22 protein-coding genes are annotated in these 26,593 nt (G+C 68.6%); 13 read left to right on the top strand and 9 right to left on the bottom strand.

The annotated features are described in order from the left end of the window. Positions 1–16: 16 nt before the first annotated feature. Positions 17–412, top strand: a complete 396-nt coding sequence (locus AN216_RS28680) for a hypothetical protein (RefSeq protein WP_170843122.1) — start codon at positions 17–19, stop codon at positions 410–412. A gap of 355 nt (positions 413–767) precedes the next feature. On the opposite strand, the gene AN216_RS14115 is transcribed toward AN216_RS28680, so the two are convergent. The 3 genes from AN216_RS14115 to AN216_RS14105 form a co-directional block, all read right to left on the bottom strand. Beyond that, positions 768–1,538 carry a thioesterase II family protein gene (locus tag AN216_RS14115; RefSeq protein ID WP_070197022.1) on the bottom strand — a complete coding sequence of 257 codons (771 nt, stop codon included), beginning with the start codon at positions 1,536–1,538 and terminating at the stop codon, positions 768–770. Further along, positions 1,535–2,716 (bottom strand): cytochrome P450, encoded by a 1,182-nt coding sequence (locus tag AN216_RS14110; RefSeq protein ID WP_070197021.1) that lies wholly within the window; start codon positions 2,714–2,716, stop codon positions 1,535–1,537. Before AN216_RS14110 ends, AN216_RS14115 begins: the two co-directional genes overlap by 4 nt. 358 nt (positions 2,717–3,074) lie before the next feature. Beyond that, positions 3,075–3,563: a GbsR/MarR family transcriptional regulator gene (locus tag AN216_RS14105; protein ID WP_070197020.1), complete on the bottom strand. Its 489-nt coding sequence runs from the start codon at positions 3,561–3,563 to the stop codon at positions 3,075–3,077. A gap of 129 nt (positions 3,564–3,692) precedes the next feature. Between AN216_RS14105 and AN216_RS14100 the strand changes: the two genes are divergently transcribed. The 5 genes from AN216_RS14100 (at position 3,693) to AN216_RS14080 (ending at position 8,789) form a co-directional block, all read left to right on the top strand. After that, positions 3,693–4,622, top strand: a complete 930-nt coding sequence (locus AN216_RS14100) for an ABC transporter ATP-binding protein (RefSeq protein ID WP_070197019.1) — start codon at positions 3,693–3,695, stop codon at positions 4,620–4,622. Between the two features lie 54 nt (positions 4,623–4,676). Continuing rightward, complete coding sequence (locus tag AN216_RS14095) at positions 4,677–5,447, top strand: ABC transporter permease subunit (protein ID WP_070197018.1); 771 nt, start codon at positions 4,677–4,679, stop codon at positions 5,445–5,447. Between the two features lie 399 nt (positions 5,448–5,846). Beyond that, the gene (rfbA, locus tag AN216_RS14090; protein ID WP_070197017.1) at positions 5,847–6,755 is read left to right on the top strand and encodes a glucose-1-phosphate thymidylyltransferase RfbA; all 909 of its coding nucleotides are present in this window, start codon (positions 5,847–5,849) and stop codon (positions 6,753–6,755) included. Further along, positions 6,752–7,735: a dTDP-glucose 4,6-dehydratase gene (gene rfbB / locus AN216_RS14085; protein WP_070197016.1), complete on the top strand. Its 984-nt coding sequence runs from the start codon at positions 6,752–6,754 to the stop codon at positions 7,733–7,735. Before rfbA ends, rfbB begins: the two co-directional genes overlap by 4 nt. A 61-nt stretch (positions 7,736–7,796) precedes the next feature. Beyond that, positions 7,797–8,789 (top strand): Gfo/Idh/MocA family protein, encoded by a 993-nt coding sequence (locus AN216_RS14080; protein ID WP_244502461.1) that lies wholly within the window; start codon positions 7,797–7,799, stop codon positions 8,787–8,789. 69 nt (positions 8,790–8,858) lie between these two features. Here the strand turns inward: AN216_RS14080 and AN216_RS14075 are convergent, their stop codons facing one another. The 5 genes from AN216_RS14075 to AN216_RS14055 all read right to left on the bottom strand — a co-directional run bounded on the left by AN216_RS14075 (position 8,859) and on the right by AN216_RS14055 (position 15,110). After that, positions 8,859–10,277, bottom strand: a complete 1,419-nt coding sequence (locus tag AN216_RS14075) for an NDP-hexose 2,3-dehydratase family protein (RefSeq protein WP_070197014.1) — start codon at positions 10,275–10,277, stop codon at positions 8,859–8,861. Beyond that, positions 10,274–11,578, bottom strand: a complete 1,305-nt coding sequence (gene rfbH / locus AN216_RS14070; protein ID WP_070197013.1) for a lipopolysaccharide biosynthesis protein RfbH — start codon at positions 11,576–11,578, stop codon at positions 10,274–10,276. The genes AN216_RS14075 and rfbH overlap by 4 nt, the downstream gene beginning before the upstream one ends. Continuing rightward, positions 11,575–12,621, bottom strand: coding sequence for an NAD-dependent epimerase/dehydratase family protein (locus AN216_RS14065; protein WP_079166578.1), 1,047 nt, complete (start codon positions 12,619–12,621; stop codon positions 11,575–11,577). Before AN216_RS14065 ends, rfbH begins: the two co-directional genes overlap by 4 nt. 81 nt (positions 12,622–12,702) lie before the next feature. Beyond that, positions 12,703–13,617 (bottom strand): putative sugar O-methyltransferase, encoded by a 915-nt coding sequence (locus tag AN216_RS14060; RefSeq protein WP_070197011.1) that lies wholly within the window; start codon positions 13,615–13,617, stop codon positions 12,703–12,705. A 257-nt stretch (positions 13,618–13,874) separates the two neighbouring features. Beyond that, positions 13,875–15,110 (bottom strand): cytochrome P450 family protein, encoded by a 1,236-nt coding sequence (locus AN216_RS14055; RefSeq protein WP_079166577.1) that lies wholly within the window; start codon positions 15,108–15,110, stop codon positions 13,875–13,877. A 315-nt stretch (positions 15,111–15,425) separates the two neighbouring features. Here AN216_RS14055 and AN216_RS14050 point away from each other — a divergent pair, with 315 nt between their 5' ends. Next, on the top strand, positions 15,426–16,238 hold the full coding sequence (locus AN216_RS14050) for an AfsR/SARP family transcriptional regulator (RefSeq protein ID WP_070197288.1): 813 nt from the start codon (positions 15,426–15,428) through the stop codon (positions 16,236–16,238). A gap of 17 nt (positions 16,239–16,255) precedes the next feature. Here AN216_RS14050 and AN216_RS14045 read toward each other — a convergent pair whose 3' ends face one another. Then, the gene (locus AN216_RS14045; RefSeq protein WP_070197010.1) at positions 16,256–17,545 is read right to left on the bottom strand and encodes an activator-dependent family glycosyltransferase; all 1,290 of its coding nucleotides are present in this window, start codon (positions 17,543–17,545) and stop codon (positions 16,256–16,258) included. Between the two features lie 588 nt (positions 17,546–18,133). On the opposite strand from AN216_RS14045, the gene AN216_RS14040 reads away from it, so the two are divergent. The 6 genes from AN216_RS14040 (at position 18,134) to AN216_RS14015 (ending at position 26,494) form a co-directional block, all read left to right on the top strand. Continuing rightward, entirely contained in the window at positions 18,134–21,019 is a 2,886-nt protein-coding gene (locus AN216_RS14040) for a helix-turn-helix transcriptional regulator (RefSeq protein ID WP_070197009.1), read from the top strand. Between the two features lie 60 nt (positions 21,020–21,079). Next, complete coding sequence (locus tag AN216_RS14035; protein ID WP_079166576.1) at positions 21,080–22,822, top strand: acyl-CoA dehydrogenase family protein; 1,743 nt, start codon at positions 21,080–21,082, stop codon at positions 22,820–22,822. After that, positions 22,819–23,673, top strand: coding sequence for a 4'-phosphopantetheinyl transferase family protein (locus AN216_RS14030; RefSeq protein ID WP_244502460.1), 855 nt, complete (start codon positions 22,819–22,821; stop codon positions 23,671–23,673). The genes AN216_RS14035 and AN216_RS14030 overlap by 4 nt, the downstream gene beginning before the upstream one ends. A 208-nt stretch (positions 23,674–23,881) precedes the next feature. Next, a complete protein-coding gene (locus tag AN216_RS14025; RefSeq protein ID WP_139140922.1) occupies positions 23,882–24,388 on the top strand; it encodes a hypothetical protein in 507 nt (168 codons plus the stop codon). Positions 24,389–24,443: 55 nt separating this feature from the next. Further along, complete coding sequence (locus AN216_RS14020; RefSeq protein ID WP_070197007.1) at positions 24,444–24,941, top strand: hypothetical protein; 498 nt, start codon at positions 24,444–24,446, stop codon at positions 24,939–24,941. A gap of 89 nt (positions 24,942–25,030) precedes the next feature. Continuing rightward, the gene (locus tag AN216_RS14015; protein ID WP_212732702.1) at positions 25,031–26,494 is read left to right on the top strand and encodes a PfaD family polyunsaturated fatty acid/polyketide biosynthesis protein; all 1,464 of its coding nucleotides are present in this window, start codon (positions 25,031–25,033) and stop codon (positions 26,492–26,494) included. Positions 26,495–26,593 lie beyond the last annotated feature (99 nt).

Here is a 26,593-nt window from a genome sequence, read left to right as displayed (position 1 = left end):
GGGGATTGGAGACTCCATGGCAAGGACGCGCAAGCGACTCATCCGAGCATCAGTGCTGCCTGCTCTCGCAGCACTCGCGTTCACCGGCACGGGCGTTCTGGCGGCCCCCGCCTATGCGGATGTGGAGGCGAACAGGACTTGGTACATCAGGACGACTGACGGCGACCCGGGCGGGAGCGCGTGGTACAGCGAAGGGTCCAACCGGTTCGAGGTGTGCGACATCGATGCGGACGGCTACCGAGCTGTTGGCTGGTTGAACGGTAACCGAGTGGATGCGGCAGGCAGCGCTGGAACCTGCAAAGAACGGAAGATCGGTCTTCCCGATGGCATGAACGTGAAGATGACGGTCTGTCTGAAGAGTGGTGCCAACGGCACGAGCAAGGCCTGCCGTTCCGAGTGGGTCAGGGCCTGATCAAGAGAAGCGGCGATGACCGAACGCTCGCGCGTGAGTGCCGCCAGTGGACCCGCCGGCTCGTGCGCAAACTGCGATGCTCCACCACCGCATCGCCAGCCTGTCCAAGCGGTCCTCACCCTCCACCTCACTGGCTCAAACTGAAGTTGGAAAACGCTCAAGGTAACGCTGGTTCCCTGCCGGTACCCCTGCCCCGGCTCGGCACCACGACGGTGTCCCTGACGACGGATGGCGTGCCGAGCCCGAACTGATGAGAAAGCGGTCCGGTTGTCGACGTGCGCGGGAGAGCGGGTCGGGCCGGTGGCGCTCCCGTGCCACCGGCTCCCCGTACCGCGTGGCCGTACGCCGTGTCCGCTCAGGGCACCAGGGAGCGGCACAGGTCCAGCGACAGTGCCTCCAGCAGCTGGGACTGACTGGTGTGCAGGAAGAAGTGCCCGCCCGGCAGCATCCGCACCGTGTGGTCTCCCGTCGTCAGTTCGCCCCAGGCCGCCAGGTCGGACTCGGGGCAGTCGAAGTCCTCCGTGCCGCCGAACACGGAGATCGGGCAGTCCAGGGGCGGTCCGGGCCGGTGTCGATAGGTCTCCAGCACCGTTGTGTCGGCCCGCAGCGCGGGAAGGTAGAGGGCCCGCAGCTCGGGGGAGTCACGGACCACCGGTGGAATCGCCTGGAAGCGGCGCTCCAGGACGTTGAGGAACTGGTCGTCCGGGAGCGTGTGCATGAGGGGACGGCTCCTGGGGATCTGCGGAGCGGGTCGCGCCGCCACTCCCAGATGCGCGGCTCGCAGGTGGTACCTGTCGCGTAGTTCCCGTACGAGTTCGAAGGCGATCCAGGCCCCGACGCTGTAACCGAACACCGCGAACGGCTCCCGCAGTTCGGTGGCCGAGGCCGCGGCGGCCCGCCGCACGATCTCCTCCACGTTGTCCAGTGGTGGCTCGTGCAGCCGTGCCTCCCGTCCCGGTAGGCGCAGCAGCCATGGTTCCACCGCGTCGCCCAACTCCCGCGCCCAGGTGTGGTACGCGGCGGATCCGCCGCCCGCGTAGGGCACGCAGATCAGACGCAGCGGTGCCGAGGCGCGGGCCTGGGGGCGTAGGATCCACTGTTCGAAGGACTCGCGGACCGACGTCATGCGCGCTGTACGTCGAAGGTCAGGTGCTTCGGGTTGCACAGGGAGTGCGACTGGTACCACGCGATCTCGGTGAGATTCAACTGGGCGTACCGGTCCAGGACGGCGTTGAGCGCGATCTTGGCTTCCAGGCGGGCCAGGTGGGCGCCGAGGCAGTAGTGGATGCCGGTGGTGAAGGCGAGCTGGGGGTTGGAGCCACGCCGGATGTCGAAGGTGTCCGGGGAGGGGAACTCTCGCTCGTCCCGGTTGGCGGAGATCAGCGAGCACAGCACCATCTTGTTGGCCGGGATGACCGTGCCGCCCAGTTCGACGTCCCGGTTGGTCACCCGACCGCCCTCGGGTACCGGGGTGCGGTAGCGCAGGACCTCCTCGATGGCGTTGGGCACCAGCGAACGGTCGGCGCGTACCTCCGCCAGTTGGTCCGGGTGCTCGCTCAGGGTAAGCATCATGTTGCCCAGCAGTGACATTGTCGTCAGGTGTCCGGCGAGTAGGAGGAGGACCGTGAAGTTCACGATCTCCTCCTCGTCCAGTGCGCGGTCCTCGACCCTCGCGGTGACCAACTTGCTGATGAGGTCGTCACGTGGGGCGGCGCGCCGGACGGAGATCAGGTCCTTGATGTACGCCTGTAGCTCCTCCATCGCCTTCTGCACCTGGACGACGAAGTCGCTGTCAGCGGGGTTCTCGCAGGTCAGCGCGAGCTGTGCGTCCGCGGTGCGCTGGAGTATCCCGCGATCCTCCCGCGGGACGCCGATCAGTTCGGAGATGACGTTCAGCGGCAACTGGTACGACAGGTCCCGCGCGATGTCGATCTCGTTCCGGTCACCGACCTCGTCCAGCAGCTCCTTGACCAGCTCCTCGATGCGTGGCGCCAACTGGGCCAGGGTGCGTGGCGTGAAGCCCTGGCTGATCACGCCACGCAGCTGCTTGTGCACCGGCGGGTCCATGGTGGAGAGGTTTCCCCTGGTGAAGTGGTGCTCGGGGACGATACGGCACATGTCGTTGGAGAAGGTTTCCCAGTCGGTGAGCACGTGGTGGACGTCCTCGTACCGGTAGACCTTCCAGCACTGCGACGTCTCGTCGAACTTGACCGGGGTGTTGTCCCGGGCGTTCCGCATCCACGCGTACAACGCGGGACCACCGTCGGTGAAGAACGCCGGCGGTGTCGCGGACTGGTCAGCCATGAGTTCCCTCCTGCGTCTGCGTTCCGACGGGCGAGGCGCTGGTCGTGTCGCCCGGATCTCTGCGGGGTCCCCGGGCCGGGTACGCACAGCTGCCGCGTCGTCGTCGCACACAGCACCGCCGCGCGCTCCTCCGCCTCGCAGCCGCACGTACCCGGCCCCGCTGCCTGGGGCCTCCCTCTTCCCCGAAGATCCAAACGACACGACCAAGCCGGGTCCGCTGACTTTCAGCGGTCCAGTCTGTTCTCCGGTGCCGGGGAGTCACCCCGGGGGAGACCCCAGCAACGCCCCGGGGCTTGTGGACCCGTGGTCATCGCCCGAAGCGGGCGCACCGCCGGCGTACGGAGGCGGAGCCGTGCTGTCAGCGCAGCGCCTCCGACTGTGTGGCCGGGGTCTCGTACTGCTCGCACCACCGGGTGAAGAGGGAGGTCATCTCACGTTGCATGAAGGCGTGGAAGTCCCGCATCTCGTCGAGTCGGTGCCCGGCCGGAGTGTCCTTGCCCACGATCCGGAGACCTTCCGCGGCGGCCTCCTCCAGAACCTTCAGGATCGCGTTCTGGTTGCTCATCATCGTCGCCCAGGCGTGCCCTCGGAACTGGTAGTGGTCGCGTCGGCTGCCGGGCGCGGGCACCCGTTCGATCATGCCGACCTGTACGAGTTGCTTGATCGCGCCGGATACCGCTCCGGTGCTGATCTGAAGCCGCTCGCAGAGATCCCCCGCGGTCATCGTCTCCTGTTGGGTGTAGAGCAGGGCGGTCATCACCCGGGCCATCGTCCGCTGCATCCCGCCCTCGGCGAGGGAGAGCGCCAGCTTCTCGGCGGTGGCTCGGAGTTCAGCGTCCTGGTCCATCCGGGACTCCTTCGTGCTTCCTCGCGAAGCGTCCTGAGTGTGCGCGGCCATGGTCTTCTCACTATAACGATATGACTCTCGACTCTCAGAGTCTTTACAGATCACTGAAGACTCGTCATAGTCAGAGTTGTGACGAAGGCTATCGAGCTCAGCGAGCTCACCAAGACGTACGGCACGCGCCGTGGCCTGTCCGGCCTCTCCTTCCAGGTCGAGCCGGGAGAGATCTTCGGCTTCCTGGGTCCGAACGGCGCGGGCAAGACGACGACCATCCGGCTGTTGCTGGACCTGATCCGACCCACCTCGGGCTCGGCGAGGGTGCTCGGCCGCGACCCGTTGGCGGACGGGGTCGAAGTGCGAGGTCGGGTCGGATACCTGGCCGGCGACTTCGTCTGTGACGGTCGGCAGACCGTCCGCGGCTACCTGCGCTTTCTCGCCGCGCTGCGGGGCGGGGTGCCGAATGAGCGAGTCGACGAGCTGGCCGAGCGACTGGGCCTCGACCAGACGCTGAAGATCAAGAAACTCTCCAAGGGGAACAAGCAGAAGGTCGGCCTGGTCCAGGCCCTCATGCACAAGCCGGAGCTGCTGATCCTGGACGAACCCACCTCCGGACTCGACCCCCTGGTCCAGCAGACGTTTCTCGACCTGATCACGGAAGCCGCCGCCGACGGACAGTCGGTCTTCATGTCCAGCCACATCATGAGCGAGGTGGAGGCCGTCGCGGACCGCGTCGCCATCATCCGTGACGGGTCCCTGGTCGCGCTGGACAAGGTCACCAACCTACGGTCGGACGCCGTCCGGGACATAGAGGTCACCTTCGAGAGCCCCGTGCCCTCCGACGCGTTCGCCAACATGCCGGGCGCCGACGGGCTGCGCCTCGACAGCGAGGGCACCTCACTCACCGGGCAGTTCTCCGGCCGTCCGGACGTCCTGGTCAAAGCCATCGCCCATCACACCGTCACCGGTCTGCACGTCTCCAAGCCCGCCCTGGACGACCTGTTCCACTCCTACTACGAGGGTGCCGAGGAAGCCCCGCGTCCCGCTCCGGTCCACGATGCCTGAGCCACTTCGTACCATTCAGCGGCCCTGCGAACCGGACCGGAAAGGACTCCTGTCATGAGTTCCGCCCTCTTTATCCACTCCCTCAACAACAGCAGGCGCAGTCTCGTCGGTTGGGCCATCGGCTGTGCGGTCATCGGAATGGGATACGCCAGCACGTATCCCGACCAGAAGAACAACACCGACAGCATGCCCGCCGGGGTGCGTGAGTCCCTCAACATCGACGGCTCAGCCGCCGGCTATCTGCAAGCCACCGTCTTCGGTCTCATTCTGCCGCTGCTCGCCATGATCTACGGAGTTACCGCGGGCCTGCGCAGCACCGCGAGCGACGAGGAGTCGGGCGAGATGGACCTGACGCTCGCTCACCCCATCACCCGCACCAAGCTCGTACTGCACCGTTTCGCGGACGCGGCGGTGGGTGCCCTGGGGATCAGCCTTGTCGTCTGGCTGGCACTGCTCGCCATCCGCGACAGTGCCGAACTCACCAGCGTCACGCCGGTGGAGCTTCTCGCCCAGTGCCTGCAACTGTTCCTGCTCGCCGTCACCTTCGCGGCGCTGGCCTTCGGTATCGGTACCGCTCTCGGCAGCAAGGTGGCGGTGTTGGTCGGTTCCACCGTGGTCGGCGTCATCGCCTACGTCGCCAACTCGCTGTACGCCCAGTTCGACGCCGAGTGGATCAAGTACCTCTCCCCGCTGTACTACTACATGGGTGGCGAGCCGCTGCGGTACGGATTCCAGTGGGGTCACATCGCCGCGCTGGTGATTCTCTCTGCGGTGTTCCTGACCGTCGGCACCATCCGGTTCAACCGGCGAGACGTGAACAGCTGACCGATTGACCAAAGCCCGGGCGCGACTGGTCCCCCCCGAACCGGTCGCGCTCGAAGACCCCCGCCTCTGCCCGTCTCCGCGGGCCGGGGCGGGGGCGTCGTGTGCGCGCGGGCCATCCGCCGGGCCGGACGGAGCCCCGGTGACCGGCGGTTCCGACCCGCATTAGAGACGCTTTGGACAACTCGTCGAGGATTGGCGTACGCCGTGGGTGCGGTACCGCCGCCTCGGTGCACCGGTCCTGAAACCCCCGAACACCGGAGGAGACGTGGCTGACGTGTTTCCCCGAGTGCCCGCCCGGCATCCGCCGGAGGGCGCTCCCGGACTGGCGGGACAACCCGCGGGTGGCGAACCCGTGGCTGCCCCGGCCCCATCCTCCGTACCTGAAGAAGGGCGTCATCGATGAAGGGCGTCATCCTGGCGGGGGGAAACGGGACCCGACTACAGCCCCTGACGTTCGTGGGATCGAAACAACTCGTTCCGGTCTATGACAAACCCATGATCTACTATCCGCTCTCCGTTCTCATGCTGGCGGGCGTCGACGAGATTCTCATCGTGTGCCGCCCCTCCGAACTCTCGCTGTTCCGTGAACTGTTCGGGGACGGAAAGAAGCTGGGCCTGAGGATCGACTACGCCGCTCAACAGGAGCCGCGAGGAATCGCCGACGCGCTGAACGTCGGGGCCGACCACATACGCGGCGAGGAGTGCGCGCTGATTCTGGGCGACAATCTCTTTCACGGCGCGAACCTGCCCTCCACGCTCCGCCGCAGCGCGCGGAAGCTGCGTGGGTGTGTTCTCTTCGGCCACCAGGTCGCGGACCCGGAGCACTTCGGCGTCGCCGAGGTCGACAAGCGGGGCGGCCTCGTCTCGATCGAGGAGAAGCCGCGGCATCCACGTTCCAACCTCGCGATACCCGGCCTGTACTTCTTCGACGGCGGGGTCGCGGACATCGCGAAGGAGCTGCGCCCCTCCGCCCGGGGCGAGTTGGAGATCACCGACGTGCTGCGCGCCTACCTGGAAGAGGATCGGGCGGACCTGGTCTGGCTCGGCAGAGGCGTCACCTGGCTCGACACCGGTACCCACGAGACGTTGCTCGACGCGGGTCGTTTCGTACGGGACGTACAGCACCGCCAGGGCACACGCCTCGGCTGTGTGGAGGAGATAGCCATGTACATGGGTTTCATCGGTACGGACGACTGCTACGCGCTCGGCGCCGAGATGGGGAACTCGCCGTACGGTCACTACGTCATGGAACGAGCCCGTTCGTTCGATGTGGGCATGCCGCCCACCGACTTCCTGGAGAGCATGTGAACATCCTGGTCACGGGCGCCGCCGGGTTCATAGGTTCCGCGTACGTGCGGATGCTCCTCGCGCCCGGCGCCGATCGGCGTTCCGGGGTGTCCCGTGTCACGGTGTTGGACAAGCTGACCTACGCCGCCACACGCGACAACCTCGACCTCGGTGATCCCCGGCTGACCTTCGTCCGTGGCGACATCTGCGACTCCGACCTGGTCACGAGGCTCATGGGACACGCCCACCAGGTGGTGCACTTCGCGGCGGAGTCCCACGTGGACCGCTCAGTCAGCGCCGCGAGCGCCTTCGTCCACACCAACGTGACCGGGACCCAGGTCCTCCTGGACGCGGCACTGAGGCACGGGGTGGAGCGTTTCGTGCACGTCTCCACCGACGAGGTCTACGGCTCGGTCGAGTGCGGGTCCAGCACCGAGGAGGACCCGCTCGCCCCCAGTTCGCCCTACGCGGCCTCCAAAGCGGCGTCCGACCTCGTGGCCCTCTCCTACCACCGTACGCACGGCCTGGACGTCCGGGTCACCCGATGTTCCAACAACTACGGTCCACGGCAGTTCCCCGAGAAGGTCATTCCGCGCTTCGTCACGAGTCTGCTCGACGGCGGTGACGTCCCGCTCTACGGCGACGGGACGCACCGGCGCGACTGGCTGCATGTCGAGGACCACTGCCGGGCGGTGGAACTGGTACGCACCGCGGGCCGCCCCGGCGCCGTCTACAACATCGGTGGCGGTACCGAGCTGAGCAACCGGGAGCTGACCGCCCGTCTGCTGGCGAGCCTCGGAGCCGACTGGAGTCGAGTGCGCCACGTCACGGACCGCAGGGGTCACGACCGGCGCTACTCGGTCCGGGACGACAAGGCCAGGAACGAGCTCGGATACCGTCCCCTGCACGACTTCGACTCCGGACTCGCGGAGACGGTCGACTGGTACCGGAGTCACCGCTCCTGGTGGGAGCCGCTCGTCGAACGAGCGCTCTCGGCGTGATGACCCAAGTCGAGCTGACCGAGCGGCGCGAGGAAACCCAATGGCGCGAGGAGACCGTACCGTGGAAGCATTGACGACGTCGCTGCGCTGCGGCGTGCTCGGCTGCGCGGACATCGCGTGGCGCCGCATGCTGCGGGTACTGGCCGCCGAGCCCGGACTCGAACTGACCGCTGTGGCCAGCCGGGACGAGGCGAGGGCGGCGAGGTTCGCGCGCGAGTTCGGCTGTGCCGCCGTACACGGGTACGAGGCGCTGCTCGGCTCCGCCGACATCGACGCGGTGTACGTTCCGCTGCCCGCCATGCTGCACACGGAGTGGGTCGAGAAGGCGCTGTGCGCGGGCAAGCACGTGCTGGTGGAGAAGCCGCTGGCCGCCGACCCGGGGGACGCCGAAAGACTCCTGCGGCTGGCCCGCTCGGCGGGGCTGGTGCTGAGGGAGAACATGGCCTTTCCCCAGCACGCCCAGCATGCCCGGGTGCGCCGGGAACTCGACAGCGGGGCCATCGGCGAGCTACGTGACTTCTCCAGCGTCTTCACGATCCCGCCGCTGCCCGAGGAGAACATCCGATACCAACCCGAGGTGGGCGGCGGCGCGTTGCTGGACCTCGGGGTCTACCCGATCCGGGCCGCGTCGCACTTCCTCGGGCCGGACGTGGAGGTCGTTCATGCGGTGCTGCGTCTTCAGGCGCGCACGCGGACCGTGATCTCCGGACGTGTCCTGGCGTGCGCGGCGGGCGGGGTGACGGTGGACCTTGCCTTCGGGATGGAGCACTCCTACCGGACCAGCTGCGAGTTCGCCGGCAGCGGCGGCCGGCTCGTGCTGGAGCGGGCCTTCACGCCGCCGACCACGTACCAGCCGGTGCTGCGGTTCGAGCGGCAGGACCACCGTGAGCAGATCGTGACACGCGCCGACGATCAGTTCGCGAACGTTGTCCGGAGCTTCGTCGACGCCGTACGTGGCGGGGCGGGGGCCGCCGTCGACCACGACGACGCGAGCCTGCGGCAGGCACGGCTGGTCAGCGAGGTCGAGCGGGTGGCCCGCCGGGTCACCGTCTGATCCGGCGCGGCCACGCGAAACCGCCTCCACCACCAGGTGGCTCAACTGGTCGGGGTCGCGTGCGTCGGGTCATGACGCGGCGGCCCAGTGGTTCGGCGCGGCCTCGACGGGTGTGGCGTGCAGACCGGCCAACAGTGTCCGGGCCTGCACACTGACGTAGTGGCTGTGTTGGGTGAGGGCGTCAAGCTGCCCGTACGAGACCCACCGGAATCCCGGCGGCGGCACCAGTGGCGCCTGACTCTCGTCGGCGTCGATCACGAGGTAGCGGCTGAGCGCGTTCAGGAAGCGACCGCCCTCCTCGGAGTGCAGGGCACTGTAGCGGACGCGGGAGGGTTCCGGGTCCGTCACGACGTCGAGGAAGGCGGGTCGTTCGGCGGCGGGCAGGTGGCTGTGGTTGCCGGGCGTGCACTGGACCGTGGGGCCCAACTCGGCGGTGTCGAGGAAGCCGCCCTCGGTGCGGGCACGCACGAGCACGTGCGGCACGCCCTCGAAGGTACGGCTCAGGAACGCGACGACTCCCCGGTCCCGGGGTTCGAAGAGAGGCTGTGTCCAGTGCGCGACCTCCCGGTTGCCCGCCTGGACGGAGACCGCCACGACCCGGAAGTAGCGCCCGTGTTCGTGGTGGATCGAGGACGGCGTGTGGGTCCAGCCGGGCACTGTGGCGAGTGGAACGGTCTCGGCGCGCAGGGAGGTCGCGGCGCGCGTCCGAGCGAGCCACGACAGCACGTCGACGTCGGAGTGCAGGGCCCGCTCCGCGTGTCGGCCGGAGAGCGCGGCCAGGACGGATCGCGCGTCCATGTTCACGGTCAGGTCGTCGTGCAGAAGCTCGGCTACCTGGCCCAGGGTCAGCCAGCGGAAGTCCTCGTGTACCGGCACCTTCTCGGCCACCTCGACGATCATGTTCCGGTTGCGTTTGCGGTAGAACCAGGAGCCGTGTTCGGACTGAAGCACGTCCGACAGGACCCGGCCCCGTCCCGGTTCCGTGAAGTGCTCCAGGTACCGGACGGCCGCACCCTGGTGCACCTTGCCGTAGTTGCTGCAGGTCGCCTGCACCGTCGGGGACAGCTGCAGCCTGTTCGGATTACCGGGCTCCGTCTTGGCCTGTAGCAGGAAGTGCAGCACCCCGTCGAACTCCCTCGCGAGGATGCCGAGAATCCCGACCTCCGGCTGTCGGATGACGGGTTGGTACCACCGCTCGAAACGCGGCCCGCCCACGGTGACCCGCAGCCCCTCCACGGTGAAGAACCGGCCACTTCGGTGCGTCAGATTGCCCGTGTCCTCGGCGAACGACCAGCTTTCCAGCTCGGCGAACGGGATCCGCTCCACGGTGAACGGGACCGCCTCGCGTCGCCGCTCCAGCCAGGCCCGAACCTCGGCCACCTCCCCCGCCGGGCCCCGGAAGGTCGCCGCCGACCTCGCGAGGCGTCCGGTGATGTCGACGTCCTTTCGGGCCCGGATCAGGGTCGGCGCTTCTCGAACGCCGGTCACCGCTGGCTCCCCACGAACTCCGTGATGGACTCGACGACGTAGTCGATCATCTCCTCGGTGAGGCCGGGGTACACGCCCACCCAGAACGTGTGCTCGGTGACCAGGTCGCTGTTGACCAGATCGCCGGACACCCGGTGGGGCCGGTCGGCGTACGCGGGATGCCGGGTCAGATTACCCGCGAACAGCCTCCTGGTGCCGATCTTGCGTGCCTCCAGGAAGGAAACCAACTGTGCCCGGCTGAACGGTGCTTGCGGATCGACGGTGAGGGCGAACCCGAACCAGCTGGGGTCACTACGCGGTGTCGGCTCGGGCAGCAGCAGCCACGGCAGGTCCGCCAGCCCCTCGCGCAGCCGGCGCCAGTTGCGCCGCCGCGCCGAGCTGAACCCGTCGAGCTTGTCAAGCTGGCTCAGACCGAGCGCGGCCTGCAGGTCGGTCGACTTCAGGTTGTATCCCACGTGGGAGAAGATGTACTTGTGATCGTAGCCGGCCGGCAGCGTGCCCATCTGGTAGCCGAACCGCTTGCGGCAGGTGTCGCTCTCCCCCGGCTCACACCAGCAGTCCCGACCCCAGTCCCGCAGTGACTCCACGATCCGGGCCAGTACGAGGTTCGAGGTCAGCACGCAACCGCCCTCGCCCATGGTGAGGTGGTGGGCGGGGTAGAAGCTGACCGTGCACAGGTCGCCGAACGACCCGACACGCTGCCCGTCGTAGGTGGAGTCCACCGCGTCACAGGTGTCCTCGACCAACAGCAACTCCCGCTCCTCGGCGAGTCGGGCGATCTCCGCCGCCTCGAAGGGGTTGCCCAGCGTGTGCGCCATGACGATCGCCCGGGTGCGCGGCCCGATGGCCTCCGCGACGCGTTCCACCGTGGTGTTGTACGTCCGCAGCTCGACGTCCACGAAGACGGGTACCAGACCGTTCTGCAGGATCGGGTTGACCGTGGTCGGGAATCCCGCCGCCACCGTGATCACCTCGTCACCGGGCCGGAGCTGCCGGTCCCCGAGGAGGTGTGACGTGAGCGCCGAGACAGCGAGGAGGTTCGCGGAGGACCCCGAGTTGGTCAGGTGAGCCTTCCGACGCCTCATCCTGCGCGCGAAGGCCGACTCGAACCTGCGCGAGATCCCTCCCGAGGCGATCCGCATCTCCAGGGCCGCCTCCACCAGAGCGGTCCGGTCCTCTTCGGTCAGCACGGCACCGGACGGCCAGATCTCGGTGGTACCGGGAACGAACTCCCGTTGTTCCTGGCGGTCCTGGTGGTACTTGCGGACACCGTCGAGGATGTCCGTGGTCAGATCGCTCATCTGGGCCCCTCTGTTGACCATTGCGCCTTCCGTTCCGCCGACTCGCTCACGTGAGGGCCTACGTCCGGTACCCCCACGGCCGCGAGCAGGTCGCGCACCGACTCCCCGAGGGGGCGGCGCGGCGACCAGCCCAACAACCGCCGCGCTCGCGAGATGTCCAACCGCTGCCACGACGCGTCCGAGCGGGTGCTGTGGGCGGACCGCTCCTCCACGACCCGGGTGGGGCGGTCGCCGTACGAGAGCATCAGGTCGACGAGGTGACGCACCGGGACGGCCCGACCACCACCGATATTGATGACACGCCCGGCGACCTCGGATCGCGGCGCCAGTGCCGCCGCGACGACGGCCTCCCCGACATCCCGGACATCGACCAGGTCACGGTGGGCGCGTAGGGGCGTGAGCCGCAGTTCCTCGTCGCCGGACACCAGGTGTCTGGCGACGATCCCGGGAAGACTGCTGGGAGGGGAACCGGGACCGCAGGCCACGGAGACCCGCAGCACCGTCCCATGGAGACCGCGCTCCCGCGCCGCCCGTACGACCGCCCGTGACCCGAGCAGTTTGGTGCGGCCGTAGACCGTGTCCGGCTTCGGCGGCCATTCCTCGTCAATCACGTCGCCGGCGTGCGACGGGCCGTACTCGTAGGCGGTTCCGAGGTGGACGAACCGTGGCGGCGACGGCAGTCTGGCCACGTCCTCCGCGACCCTCGCGGCCAACTCGGCGTTGAGCGCGGTCATGTGCTCATGGGTACTGTCCCAGACCGCGCCCGCGGCGTTCACCAGTACCGTCGCTCTCTCGTCGACGCACAGCCGGGCCAACTGGGCCGACACGTCCTCACCGGGGGCCAGCCGCACGGCCCGACAGCCGCTGGTCCACGGGACATCCCGTGCGTGGCGCGAGACCCGCACCACCACGGCGGCACCTGACGCGGCGAACGCCGCGCAGATGTGCCGTCCCAGAAAGCCCGAGCCGCCCAGGACGACCACCCGCTGGCCGGTCGCCGGCAGATGTTCCCCGTAGTGCGCGGACACTTGAGGTTGGGCCATCCCTTGCTCCCCAGAGGAAGGTCCCGCCCGACGGACGGGCGCGTGCGAGGCACGGACTGTTCAGGCACGGCTCAGCACGGGTCAGAGGGCGCCGCCGTCCTTCTTGTAGAGCGCCTGCCAGAAGTAACTCCACGGCACGCCCTGCCCGTCAGCGACGCATGTCCAGTCGTCCCCGGGCCGGTACGCGGAGACGAATTCGGGGACCGCCGCCCGCACCGCCTCGCTGTCATGGATGTCGAGAACCTGCCGCAGCGGGCCGGTCTCCAGTGCCATCCGCACCGCCTCCTCACCCTCCGGGTGGCCATCCATGGTCTTGTCCATGTGCTTTCCGACCGGGTTCTTCACGAAGAAGGCGGCACACCGGCTGTCGATCAGGTCGAGATAGTCCTGAACGGTGGCCGGGGTCATCTCGGTGAAGGAGTGCACGTTGACGGCCAGGTCGAAACGTTCGGACCCTAGCGCGGTGTCGATGCTGTCGTTCTCGACGAACCGCACCTTCGCGAACTGCCCGTCGTCCAGCACCTCCCGCAGATACCGCCGGCTGAGCAGCAGAGTGTTCCGGAGGTCGACGATCCAGTAGGAGGACAGGTCGTGATTGGACAGCATGGCGTGGCAGGTGCGTCCGTAACCCGCTCCGATCTCCACCACGTTGCCGCCCGTCAGGTCGACCTCCTTCTCGATGAAGCCGAGTTCGAGCACCGCCTGGAGGTAGTCCATGCACACGGACTGGCCGTCGACGCGCACCGTGTTCGGGTTCCCGACCTCACGGTTCCTGATGCGACGAACCTTCTCCCACTCCTCCGGACCCAGCCGCGTGGCGCGGTCGTAGAGCAGGGCCTTCAGATACCGAACTCCGTTGGTGTTCGGATCCCAGAGGGATATCTTGTAGTTCCTCCGGTCCGACTTGAAGTCCGTCAGGTCAGCGGAGGCCTCCTCCGTGACCCAGAACTCACCGATGCGTTCCCACTGCCGACTGACCTGGAATCTTCCTGTCATGGCATCCTCTCCACCAGCCGCGGTCGGTTGCTCACACTCCAGCGGGAAGTGTCGCCGGGCGGGCTAAAGCCGTTCTAAGCGCGGGCGACGCGATCACCACCGCGTACGGTCGGGCGCCTGGCCCGTTGTCGCGCGGGCTTGTGGCAGCAACGAGGCCACGAAACGAGAGCCCCCGCCCGCGACAGCGCGTGGTGGCCGTCCGCCGAGGTTCGGGCGTCTGGGGGCTCCCTGTTCCCCGAAGATCCGAACGACGCGACCTATTCGAAGGGGGCCGGCTCGACGGACCGGCCGGGCCTGACCGGAAGTGTCGCCAGCGCGCGTGTCATGCCCGGCTGGTACACCGCTTCCTCGGGACTGACCGCCAGGGTGAGGTCGGGGAAGCGCGTGAACAGAGTGCGCAGCGCGATCTCACCTTCGGCTCGGCCCAGCGCGGCACCGACACAGTGGTGCACCCCGTGGCCGAAGGACAGGTGTGACCTGTCATCTCGACGGACGTCGAGCTGGTGTGGGTCCTCGAACTGCTCCGGGTCGCGGTTTCCCGAAGCGTAGACGACCTGCACCGGCTCGCCCGGGCTGATCGTCTCGCCGCCCAACTCCACCTCCTCCAGGGGGTAGCGCAGAACGGCGATGTCCGCCGGGCCGCCGAGACGCAGCAGCTCCTCCACCGCGTGCGACATTCGATCCGGGTCCTCCCGCACCCAGCGAAGCTGCTCGGGGTGTGTCAGCAACAGCATGGCCCCGTTGCCGATGAGGCTGAACGTCGTGTCGCGTCCGCCGAAGAGCAGACTCAGCGACATCGAGATCAGTTCCTCGTTGCTGAGCCGGCCATCGTCCTGGTCGTGCGCGGCGGTGAGCCCGGAGAGCAGGTCCGACCCCGGACTCTTCCGCTTCTCCTCGACGAGTCCCTGGAAGTAGCCGGCCAGGGTGCGGGCCGCCGCGCCGATCTTCTCCAGGTCGCCGCTGGTCATGCCTGACAACGCGTCATGCAGCTGCTGCCGGTCGCTGGCTGGAGCCCCGAGCAGTTCGCAGATGACGTTCAGGGGCAACGGGCGGGCCAGTGCCTCAAGCAGGTCGGCCTGTTCCCGGTCGGCCATCGCGGTCAGCAGCTCGTCGGTGAACTCCTTGATTCGCGGGCGGAGTTCCCGCACGCGGCGTGCGTTGAACTCGCGCGCGACGTGCCGGCGCAGTCGTGTGTGGCCGGGTGGGTCGTACGTGCCGAGGGTGTGGGTGAAGTAGGGCGCCACGTCCTCGGGCAGTCCGATGTTGCTCGCGAGGTCCGTCGACGACTGCTTGGTGGCGTCGTTGCTGAAGCGCTCGTCGGTCAGCACCGTGCGAATCTCCTGGTACCGGGTGACCAGCCAGATGTCGGTGCCGTCGAGGTACTTCGCCCGGCGGACCGGTGGGCCGTCCAGCAACCCGGCGAAGGCCTTCTCGCGGTCGGGGGCGAACAGGATGTCCGCGAGCTTCAGCTCGGCGCTGCTGTCGTCAGGCACAGGTCCTCCCGGTGGAATCCGTAAGGAAAGTAGGGGTACGGACGGCTTCGCGAACCACCCGGCCGGTCAGGTGGAGAAGAAGCCCCCTCTCCGTCAACGGCCTCCGGCATCGCTGTCGGACCGACTCGGCTGTCGATGGAAGATGCGGCTCAGTATCGGCAACTCCGGACGTCCGGTGCACCGGTGGGCACCCCAGCATCACCCCGGGCAGGGCGCCGCCGCTCATACCGGTGCTTCCTCCTCTTGAGCCGTCTCGGCCACCGGCGGGATCATGCGATCCGGTCATCGCCTTTCCAGGTAGCGGGGGTGTACAGCGTGCGATACGAGATAGTGGGCCCACTGCGGGTCGTCGACGGTGACAGCACAACGACCGTTTCGGCACCCAAGGTGGAGATGCTGCTAGCTGTGTTGCTCATACGTTCCGACCAGATTGTCACGAACGGGCAGCTGATCCGGGAAATCTGGGGGGAGGAGCCTCCGCAGCGGGATACGGCGGGCCTGCACGTGTACATCTCCCAGATCAGGAAAATGCTCAAGCGTCCCGGAGGAACCCCGGGCCCGGTTCTCACCAGGCCACCGGGCTACATGCTGACCCTGGAGTCCGGGCAACTCGACCTGCACGAGTTCGAGCGTCTTGTGAAAGCGGGAAGACACGGCATCTCGAAGCGCGATTACGCGTCGGCGACGCAGAGCCTGGAGCAGGCCCTGGCCCTGTGCCGGGGAGCACTCCTGGAGGACACGCCGCCCGGGCCGATTCTTCAGGGATTCCAGACGTGGCTGAGCGAGACGCGTCTGGAGTGTATGGAGATGCTGATGGACTCGCGTATGGAACTGGGGCTGCACCGCGAACTCATCAGCGACCTCTATCTGCTGAGCATGGAGAACCCACTGCGTGAGACGTTTCACCGTCAGCTCATGCTGGCGCTCCACCGCAGCGACTGTCGTGGGGATGCCCTGCGTGTCTACCAGCGAGCCCGCCGTACGATCCACGACGAGCTGGGACTGGAGCCAGGCCGTGCCCTCCGGGACATGCACCGGGCGATTCTGACCGCCGACGATGAGGACCACTGGACGTTCCCCGCCTCCTCCCCGGTCTCCGTCACGGGCCGTGACCCGCAACTCTCCTGATGTCAGCGCACGTCGCGTCAGTGGGAACCGCGGGTGGCCGCAAGCCGCTCCACCTCGCGTACCGCGTCGTTGGGTGACGGCTGGGCCAGCATTTCCCGCTGGAGCCGCTCCGCTCCCGATCGGAACGACGGATCCTCCAGCAGTTGCACGAGCTTTTCCCGGATATCCGCCGCGGTTGTCTCCTCGGGCGGCAGCCAGAGTCCCGCCCGGGCTTCCTCAAGTGCCCGCCCACGCGGGGCGGCGTCCGGGGCGATGCGACTGATCATGAGTTGGGGAATGCCATGTGTCAGTGCCCCGGAAAAGGCCGGAACTCCTCCGTGGTGAATGACGGCCGAACACGACGGGATGATCACGCTCAGCGGGACGAATTCCACGACCGTCGTGTTCTCGGGGATTCTCTCGAGCTCGTTGCGGATGTCGTTCGGAAGAGTCAGGACGAGTTCCATCTCGAGGTCGGCGCACAGGTCCAGGGTCTCCTGCAGTTGCTCGACGGAGAGGGCCTGCAACTCCGGCATGTCCTGCATGCTCACTCCGAACGTGGCCAGCACACGGGGAGCCGGCGGTTCAGCGCGGATCCAACCGGGCACGACGGCACGGCCGTTGTACGGTACGTAGCGGAACCCGACGTGTGGCACCTCGCGTTCCACCAGCATCGACTCCGGCATCTGATCGATCGAGAACTGCCCGGTCACCAACTCCTCGGAGAAGGGGAAGCCGTACTTCTCGGCCCACTCCGTGAGCCAGTCCCGAACCGGATCCTCCTGGTCCGCCGGGTTCTGCTGGGCCCGCAGCCGCAGGAAGTTACGGCGCATCAGGGCGTCCGCGTCGAGAGCCAACGGCATCCGCGCGTGTGGTACCCCCGCCGCGGTGGCCGCGAGCGATCCCGCGTAACTCGATGCCTCCCAGACCACCAGGTCCGGCTTCCACCACCGACAGTAGTCGACCAGGTCGTCGACCATCGAGTCGTTCAGAATTCTTCCGTTTCCCGCCACGATTCCGGAGAGGAATGTGAGACGCTCCCAGGTGAGCATCTCCGGGCGTTCCTCGGCCATGTCGATGGGGGCCATTTCCTGAAGCTGTTCCGGAGTGGGGAGCCGGCCCTCCTTCTGCGCCCGGGCGAGCTTCTCCTGCACCGTCTCGTCCGAGCCGACCGGCACCGCCGTCAGCCCCGAGCCGGTGATGACGTCGGTCAGCTCCGGGCCGCTCGCGCACCGTACCTCGTGGCCCGCGGTGTGCAACGCCCACGCCATCGTCACGTTGAGCTGGAAATGGGTCCGCCATGGGAACGTGACGAACAGGACGCGCATGTGCTCTCCCCTCTCCGGCCACCAACCGTACGAACGGACCCATCGCCGGACCTGTCCGAGGTGACCCGCGGCGTGATCACCCTCGCGGGTACGGCTTAAGCGACTCTTGGGCCGGCCTTGTCCCGCGGCTCCGCGCCCGACCAGCCACCGCACGGCTCTCGGCGCGGGGAGTCGCGGATCCCCGCGCCGACATGGCGCCGTGCGGTGCCATCAGGTGACATTCCGTGGATAGAGCGTCCAAAGTACTCATGACGGATTTCTCGGGCTGATACCGCTCGGAAGCCTCCGACGAGAATGCTCAGGCTTTGAAACGTGTCGGGTCCCTTGCCTGGCACGAGTGGGCGGGGTTCAATGTCGTCACTTGCCGAGAGCCAGCAGCTGATGGCCACTTTAAGTGAAGCACTATGCGCAACCTTCCTGGGGCGCTGTCGCTCCGGGTGACACGACACGGGGTATTATTGGGCGTGATCACCTCTCTGTTCTGCTATATCTCATTCTTGATCATGTTGTATTCCTCGGGTTTTTCCCGCTGATTACCGCACCGCGAAGCCAGCCAGTTTTTGTTCTTTGCGCAAGGGGGAGTTGCTCATGAAACGGAATCATCGGTTGTTGGAGCGGGAGAAAGAGATCGACCTGCTGCGTTCCGCGTTGGGTCGGGCGAGCAGCGGAGACGGCGGGGTCCTCATCCTGGAGGGGGGACGGGGCCTGGGAAAGAGCAGTGTGCTGCGGTACGCACGCGACGAGGCGGAGTCCCGGGAGTTCCGGGTGTTGCACGCACGGGGCAGTAGGTTCGAGCAGAACTTCTCCTGGGTCGTGGTACGTCAGCTCTTCGAGTGCTCGCTTGTTTCGGTGGCCGCCGGGAAGGATGACGGAGGGGCGGCGCTTTCCGGTCCGGCGACATTGATCGGCACATTGTTCGACTACGACCAGGACAGTCCGCAAGGGCAGCTTGAGGGTAGTGGTGAGAACTCGCTGTATTCTTCGGTACACGGCTTATACTGGTTGTGCAGAAATCTCGCCTCGGACCGGCCGCTGATGCTCGTCATCGATGATGTCCAGTGGGCGGACCCGTTCTCCGTGCACTTTGTCAGTTACCTGGCCAACCGGCTGGAGGGCGAACCGGTCCTGGTCGTGTTGGCGAGCACGCCCGTGCCGTCACAGCCGTGCGTGACCCAGGACCTGATCACCGCCGTCTCCGCCGCACCCTCGGCCACCGTCACCCGGCTCTCTCCGCTGAGCGCGATGGCCGTCCGGGAGATCATGACCGAGCGGCTGGACCGCGCGCCGCACGAGGCCGTCGTGGACGCCTGCATGACGCTCACCGAGGGCGATCCGCTGCATCTCACGGAACTGGTGGAGGAGATGGCGGCTCGCGGTGTCGAACCGGTCGAGTCGGCCGTGCCGTGTCTCCCCCTACTGACGCCGACCCGACTGGCATGGGACATCCGCCGGCAGTTCAGCGGACTGTCCGAGGGAGCCCTCGCGCTCGCCAACGCCGTCGCCGTGCTGGAGAACCACGCCGACCCACGGCACTGCGCCCTGGTCGCCGACATCCCCGAGGACGAGATCAACGACGAGATCGAGAGACTTCGGGACGCGCACATTCTGAAGCCGGGCGTGCCCTGTTCCTTCGTCAGCTCGGTCACGCGCCACGTGGTGTACGCCGACATGGTGCCGCGGGAACGGGCGGCGGCGCACCAACGGGCGGCGCTCGCGCTGCGCGCCGCCGGGGCTGACGACGCGACAGTCGCCGAGCACCTGTGCCGGACGGACTCGGGCGCGCCGTCGTGGGCCGCGGAGGTGCTGTGCTCCGCGGCCCGGGCGGCGGTCAGGGGAGGAACCCCCACCGACGCCGCGCGCTATCTGCGGTGTGTGCCGAAGGCGGAACCTCCGGAGCCCCTGCGGGTGTCGGCACTGGCGGAACTGGGCTTGGTGGAGTTGCAGGCGCGGGAGCCGGAGGCGGTCGACCATCTGACGGAGGCGTCGCACCGGTTCCGGGGGGCGGCGATCTCGCACGCGGTGCGCACCGATCTCGCGGTGGCCCTCGCGGCCTCCGGACGCCAGTGCGAGGCCGCGGACGTCGTCCAGGCGTATCTGGGAACCGGGTCCCGCGGCGGTAAGGGGGGCGACGACGAGACCCAGCCGGTACCGGGCCACTCGCGGGCCGCCGCGCGGGTGTTGCTCCGCATGACCCCGGGACGGGAGCACCGGTGCTCCATGACCGTACGGGAGGTTTCGGGCGAGGCGCTTCGGGCGCACTCCGCGATCGAAGCCTGGAACCGTGGCCGGCCCGCCGTACGCGTCGCCCGGTTGGCCTCCTCCGCGGTCGCGAGCGGCGCACGGCTGCCACCGCGGGACACCGAGCTGCCCCCGGTGTCCGTCGGAGCGTGGACCCTGGCCCAGTGTGACGACCTTCCCGCCGCCGAACGTGTCCTCACCGACGTCATGACGGCCGCCTCGTACTCCGGGCACCTCCTGGCGGCGGCCACGGCCAAGAGTCTGCACGCCCGGGTGCTCCTCGACACCGGACGGCTCGCCGAGGCGGAGGAAGCCGCCGGCGCTGTGCTGCGGCACCACGGCGACAGGTCCCTGGCGGTCGCCGCGGCCCCGTTGGCCGCCGCCGTCGCGGTGCACTGCCTGATCGACACCGGCCGTCAGGAGGAGGCGGATGAGCTGTTGGCGGTGACCGGCTTCGCGCGCCAGCTCTCGGACGCCGCGCAGTTCGTCCCCCTGCGGCTGGCACGCGGACGCCTCCGGATTCGCATGGAACGCTTCGACGAGGGGCTGCGCGAGCTGCTCGACTGCCGAGAGCTGGCCCTCGCGGAGAACTGGCTGTATCCGTCCGCCACCTGCGAGTACTTCGCGGAGGCCGCTCGTGGCCTGGCCGCCACCCGGGGTGTGCGTGTCGCCCGTACCCTGGCCGTCGAGGAGGTCGCTCGGTGCCGTGACTTCGGGGCCGCCAGGCCGATCGCGGCGGCGCTGCGTACACTCGCGGCCCTGCTGAACGGAACGGCGGCGATCGCCAAGCTTGAGGAGGCCGAGCAGTTGCTGACCGACGTCCCGGACACCCTGGAGCGAGCGCGTACGCTCGTCGAACTCGGCGCGGCGCTGCGCCGCGCCGGCAGCAGGACCGAGGCCCGGCAACGCCTCACCACGGGGCTGGAGTTGGCGCACGGCATCGGTGCCGCGGATATCGAGGACACCGCACGCTCCGAGCTGCGGCTCGCCGGGACGCGGCTGGCGAAGGTCGGCGACGGGCCGCGAGTGCCGCTGACGCCCGCGGAGGAGCGGGTCGCGCGGAAGGCGGCCACGGGCCTCAGCAACAAGGAGATCTCACAGACACTGTTCGTGACGGTGAAGACGGTCGAATGGCATCTGGGGCAGGTGTACGCGAAGCTCGGCATCGCCCGCCGCTCGGAACTGCCGCGTGCCCTGGTCGGCCCGTGTGGTGTACGAGCGCAGCCCACGTCCTGACGCGTGCCTCCGGTGAGTCCTCCGGACCGGGTGCCGCGGTCACACGCGACGCACCGCGCCGTGTCGGGCGCTCGGCACGCCCCCGCGCGGTCGCGGGCCGATCTGGTCGAGGCGTTGCTCGGTGATCCGACCGCGCCGGGCAACCCGGCCGGCCACCCGGCGCTGCTGGCCGCGGACCGGGCCGGCGTGGTGCCGGCCGAGGCGGAGGCGCTCCTCGACCAGGCCGGCATGGGCGCGGAGTTCGTACCCCGCGAACTGGGTGGGCGGTTCGACTCCCCCGAGGCACTGGTGCGTGTGCTGCGACCGGTGTTCCGCCGGGACGCGGCCCTCGGGATGGGCTACGGGCTGAGCAGTTTCCTGGCCGCCTCCGGGGTATGGCTCAGCGGTAGTGCCGAGCAGCGGTCCTGGCTGGGCCGGCTGCTGTTGGACGGGTCGAGGGTGTCCGTCGCCCACCACGAGACGGCGCACACCAACGACGTTCTTCGTGGTTCACTCAGCGTGGGCCGGGGCGTCGGAGACCTGTTCGTCACCGGAAACAAGCCCGTGGTCGACAATCTGCGACGGGCGGACGGCCTCGTCCTCTTCTGCCGTACTGGCGAACGTCAGGACGACGCGGCCCAGTCAGCGCTGCTTCTCGACCCACGCCGGCTGCCCGCCGACCGGTACCGGGTCACCGCCCCGTCCACCGTCGGACCGTCGGGCCCGCGCGCGTACTTCCACGCCGGGGCACGGTTCGACGCGTGTCCGGCGCCGCCTGGCGCGCTTCTCGGCCCTCCGGGCGGCGGCATGGCCACCGCGTTGCGGTCCTGGCACATCAGCCGGGCTCTCACCGCCTCACTCGCGGTCCCGACGGTGGACGCCTCGTTACACGCCACCGTCCTCGCCGGTGGCACGCACCGGGCCGGAGATGTCGGAACGACCCGGCCGGAGCAGCGGTACGTGGCCAGCACGCTCGCCGGAGCCTTCGTTGACCTGCTGGTCTACGACAGCCTGGCGCTGGTGGCCACCCGGGCGCTGCAACTGGCGCCCACGGAGGCCGGTATCCACTCGGCCGCGGTCAAGTCGCTGCTGCCGAGGATTCTCCCGCGGACGATGTACGACATGGCGACGATCCTGGGGGCGGGGTTCCACGCCGTTGACGGCACGGCGGTGGTGTTCCGGAAGCGTCTCGGGGATCTGTCACTGCTCAGCTTGGGACACGCCGACACCGCCGCGTGCCAGGCGACGATCATTCCGCAGCTGAAGCGGCTCGCCCGGGATTCCTGGTTCACGCGGGACGAGGCGCCCGCGGAACTGTTCGTACCGGGCGCCCGGATGCCGCCCTTCCACTTCGGTGAACTCGCTGTGGCCAGCGGTGGGGAGAGTCTCAGTGCCACGCTGTTGGCCGTGGCCGTCGCCCTGCCCGGCCGTGGTCCGGTGCCGCGGACCCTGCGGACCCTGACCGATCGGATGATCGTTGAGCTGTCCGCTCTGCGTGACGGTGTGCTAGGGCTACCGTCGTCCGTTCCGGGGGAGCCCGTCGGTGCGCGGTGGTTCGCCCTGGCCGAGCGCTACGCGCTGGTACTCGCCGCCGCCGCCGTCCTCGGTGTCTGGCGACAGCAGCATGGCGGTGACGACGCGTTCCTCGCTGATCCCGCGTGGCCCACGGCCGCGCTGCACCGCATCGGCAGGCTGCTCGGGGTTGGGGACGTGGAACTGCCGCGTGAGTGCTCCTCCCGCGTGCACCAGGAGGTGCTGGCCCGGTTCGCCGACGGGCGTCACTACGACCTGTACGGCGCCAGGTTGACGGGCCACCCCCGGTGAGGCGGCGTTCGTACGGCGTCGCCGGGCTGGGCGCGTCGATCGCGGTGACGGCCGATGGACGGGACGAGTGGATCGAGGCGCGCGAGACCCTGCACGCGCACGGCAGCGTGCTCGTCCACGGGCGGCTCCCCGACTGGCGTCCACAGGCGGCGGACAACGAGACCCTGTCGACGGCCGTCGGTGGCGGCCGGACCGGCCGACGCCAGCTGGCACACGCCGCGGCACGCGAGCGCCGTGCCGCTTCCCACCTGCTGCTCGGGCACGCGGTGGCCGTGGCGCTGTGCACCGACGTAGCCGAGATAGAACTCACCCGCGGGCCGACCGGGCGTCCCGCGGTGCGGGGCTGCGACCAGATCGACATCAGCCTCAGTCACACCGCGGACCTGCTGCTCGTGGGGCTGACCACACGTGGGCTGATCGGTGTCGACGCCGAACCGGCGGACCGGCGACTCCGCGCGGCCGGGTTGGAGAGGCGTGTCTGCACGGTGCGGGAACGCGGGGACCTCGACGCGCTGCCACCGCGTGAACGCGCCTCGGGGCTGCTGCGGCTGTGGACTCTGAAGGAGTCGTACACCAAGGCCATCGGCCAGGGTCAGCGGTTCCCGTTCGACGCGTTCGGCTTCGGGCCGGAAGGGGAACCCGTGCGGGTCCACCGGCCGGACGGGACGCCCGCGACCGGCTCCGAGTGGTCCTTCCGGAGCGACATCCGGTACGTCCACGGAGTGGCGTTCCGGATGAGCGCGGCGGTGCGCGACGTGGGACTCGGCCGCACCACGGACATCGACGTGGCCACGACGCTGGACGCCGGGATCGTCTCCACCGTCCAGGAGGCTCTCGACGGCTGGGAATGAGACCCCGGCTCGCCACCCGGGCGGGTTCGCTGACCAGGCGCACGGTCCGCTGTCGGCACGTACCCGCGATCCCGGGGCCCGTTCCCGGGGGTCACAGGCGGTGAATGCTGGGGGTGAACCCTGGTGTCCGAGTGAGCCGCGCGCGCGAGGCTCAGACGCGACTCGTCCACCGACGATTCGTCCACCGGATACCGTGAAGGGGCGTTACATGCCAGCACTCAGCGATGACAAGCCGGCGACTCCTGGGCTCACCAAAGACGAGCGGGACTACGTGAACCGCGTCGCGGAGCACTACCGGGACACCGACAGGATGGCGTGGGAGCACGGCTTCCTCATCGGATGGCTGATGATCAGCGATCCGGTCGAACAGCCCGCCAGCCGGCTGTGCGAGGTGCTCGGAGTCAGCCGCGAGGCCGTCGACCATATCGACAAGCTCCTGGTGCCCCCGGGAGTGCTGGAGCGCACGGAACTGCCGGACGGTGAGTACTCGCTGGCCATGAACGCCGAGGTCTGGCCCCAGACCGTTCAGCAGGCCATGCTCGCGCTGCCGTCCTTTCACTCCGTAATGCGGTACGGGCTCGAAGCCCTCGCCGACGCCTCCGAGGAGCGACGTCGCCGCCTGGTCAACATGGAGCAGTTCTTCCGCTACCTGGGCGATGAGATTCCCGCGGTCTTCGACCGGTACGAACCACCGGCCACCACCGTCAGCCCCTGACGGGCGTGCCGTCACGCGACCGCGCCCCGCAGACCCGCCACGCGAGAGGACGACCATGACCGAGCAAGCGGACCAGCCGCCACCGGCGGCGAGCCTCACCGAGAAGGAACGCGCCTTCGTCCACAAGGTGGCCGAGCACTACCGGCGCATCGACAACATGGCCTGGAACACCGGCTACGTCTTCGGCTACATGATGATCTGCGACCCCGCCGAGCAGCGGGTCAGCCAGATCGTCGAAGCGCTGGGCGTCACCGCGGGAGACGTCGACCACGCGGCGAAACTGCTGGCGACCCCGGGTGTCTTCGAGAAGCACGAGGAGCCCGGTGGCGACGACTACCGGCTCGTACTGCCGGAGCACAACTGGCCCAAGGCGGTGCGTCACTCACTCGTCCACATGCCCAAGTTCCACCAGGTGCTCCAGCGGGGCCTGGAGGTCCTCGACGGCGCCTCCGAGGAGCGTCGTGAGCGGCTGGTGCGGCTCGAACACCTCTACAGCCATCTCGCGACCGAGGTCCCCGCCGTGTTCGACCGGTTCGAGAAAGCGGCCGAGTAGCGAACGGTCCGCGGCCCACGGCCGGTTCCGCCAGTCCAAGTGACCATCGACTCCTCCGCGCGGCGCGCGGGCGAGGACACGGACAGGACATGAATCACATGGAGCAGGAGGGCACCATAACCGCCGCGCCCCCGACGGCGCGGCGACTGCCGCCGGAGTATCTGGGGTCGGCGGAGTTCCGGGGCGACCACGGCGTGCGCTACGCGTACGTCGCCGGCTCGATGTACAAGGGGACGGCCTCCCAGGCGATGGTCGCCCGGATGGCCAAGGCCGGGCTGCTCGCCTACTTCGGTACCGGCGGGGTGCGTACCGAGAGGGTCGAGGAGGTGATCCGGAACCTCAACGGTGCCCTGGGGCCGGACCGGGCGTACGGGATGAACCTGCTGTCCGCGCCCGGCGCCCCGCACAAGGAGGAGGAGATGGTCGACCTCCTCCTCGCGCACCGCGTACCCCGTCTGGAGGCGGCCTCGTTCATCCAGATGTCGCCCGCCCTGGTGCGCTACCGGGTCACCGGGCTGACCCGCGCTCCGCACGGCGGCGTGACGGCACCCCACAAGGTGCTCGCGAAGGTGTCCCGGCCCGAAACAGCCGAGGCGTTCCTCAGCCCCCCGCCCGCCGGGATCGTCCGCGACCTGCTGCGGGCCGGACGGGTCACCGCCGAGGAGGCGGAGCTGTCCACCCACATCACCATGGCGGACGACATCTGCGCGGAGGCCGACTCCGGCGGCCACACGGACCAGCGACCGATGGTGACCCTGCTCCCGGACATCGCGCGGCTCCGCGACCGGATGGCCGCGGAGACCGTACCGCGAGCCGCGAGCGTACGGATCGGCGTCGCCGGCGGGATCGGCACGCCGGAGGCGGTCGCCGCCGCCTTCATGATGAACGCCGACTTCGTCCTCACCGGCAGTATCAACCAGTGCACCGTCGAGGCGGGGACCAGCGACGCCGTCAAGGACATGCTCCAGCAGGCCGGCGTACAGGACACCGCGATCGTGCCGGCCGGGGACATGTTGGAGATCGGGGCCAAGGCGCAGGTCCTGCGCAAGGGCCTGTTGTTCCCGACCCGCGCGAACAAGCTGTACGAGCTGACCCTGCGGCACGACTCCCTCGAGGATCTGGACGAGAGGACAGCCCGGCAGATCCAGACGAAGTACTTCCACCGCAGTTTCGAGGAGGTGTGGGAGGAGACCTCCGAGTACCTGCGGAAAAGCGACCCGGACCAGCTGGTCGCCGCCGAGCACGACCCGAAGCTGCGGATGATCCTGACCTTCAAGTGGTACTTCGTGCACTCCTCACGGCTCGCCATGAACGGATCCGCGGAACAGCGCGTCGACTACCAGATCGCGTGCGGCCCCTCCCTGGGAGCGCTCAACAGCATGCTGCGCGGCACCAGTCGGGAGAGCTGGCGGGCACGGCACGTCGACGAGCTGGCCGAACTCCTCATGGACGGTGCGGCGGAGCTGTGGCAGCGCCGGCTGGACGAGACCGCGGCACTCCCCGGTGTCTCCGGGCCGGCCTCCGCACACCCGGCTACCGAGGGCCCACCCTGACGCCCGGCAGCCGCGGCAGCCACGGCGGCCGCACCACGCACGGCTGGCGAGTGTCGGGCCGTCCGAGTCCACACGAAGACCCCCGGACGCCTCCCTCGC

The sequence above is a fragment of the Streptomyces oceani genome (assembly GCF_001751245.1).
Taxonomy (GTDB): domain Bacteria; phylum Actinomycetota; class Actinomycetes; order Streptomycetales; family Streptomycetaceae; genus Streptomyces; species Streptomyces oceani.
This window is presented reverse-complemented; position numbering and strand designations above follow the sequence as displayed.

Bases quoted from the DNA above. Each gene is read 5' to 3' on its own strand.
- AN216_RS28680 (WP_170843122.1), top strand. From the start codon at position 17: ATGGCAAGGACGCGCAAGCGACTCATCCGAGCATCAGTGCTGCCTGCT.
- AN216_RS14115 (WP_070197022.1), bottom strand. From the start codon at position 1,538: ATGACGTCGGTCCGCGAGTCCTTCGAACAGTGGATCCTACGCCCCCAG.
- AN216_RS14110 (WP_070197021.1), bottom strand. From the start codon at position 2,716: ATGGCTGACCAGTCCGCGACACCGCCGGCGTTCTTCACCGACGGTGGT.
- AN216_RS14105 (WP_070197020.1), bottom strand. From the start codon at position 3,563: ATGGACCAGGACGCTGAACTCCGAGCCACCGCCGAGAAGCTGGCGCTC.
- AN216_RS14095 (WP_070197018.1), top strand. From the start codon at position 4,677: ATGAGTTCCGCCCTCTTTATCCACTCCCTCAACAACAGCAGGCGCAGT.
- rfbA (WP_070197017.1), top strand. From the start codon at position 5,847: ATGAAGGGCGTCATCCTGGCGGGGGGAAACGGGACCCGACTACAGCCC.
- rfbH (WP_070197013.1), bottom strand. From the start codon at position 11,578: ATGAGCGATCTGACCACGGACATCCTCGACGGTGTCCGCAAGTACCAC.
- AN216_RS14065 (WP_079166578.1), bottom strand. From the start codon at position 12,621: ATGGCCCAACCTCAAGTGTCCGCGCACTACGGGGAACATCTGCCGGCG.
- AN216_RS14060 (WP_070197011.1), bottom strand. From the start codon at position 13,617: ATGACAGGAAGATTCCAGGTCAGTCGGCAGTGGGAACGCATCGGTGAG.
- AN216_RS14045 (WP_070197010.1), bottom strand. From the start codon at position 17,545: ATGCGCGTCCTGTTCGTCACGTTCCCATGGCGGACCCATTTCCAGCTC.
- AN216_RS14040 (WP_070197009.1), top strand. From the start codon at position 18,134: ATGAAACGGAATCATCGGTTGTTGGAGCGGGAGAAAGAGATCGACCTG.
- AN216_RS14025 (WP_139140922.1), top strand. From the start codon at position 23,882: ATGCCAGCACTCAGCGATGACAAGCCGGCGACTCCTGGGCTCACCAAA.
- AN216_RS14020 (WP_070197007.1), top strand. From the start codon at position 24,444: ATGACCGAGCAAGCGGACCAGCCGCCACCGGCGGCGAGCCTCACCGAG.
- AN216_RS14015 (WP_212732702.1), top strand. From the start codon at position 25,031: ATGAATCACATGGAGCAGGAGGGCACCATAACCGCCGCGCCCCCGACG.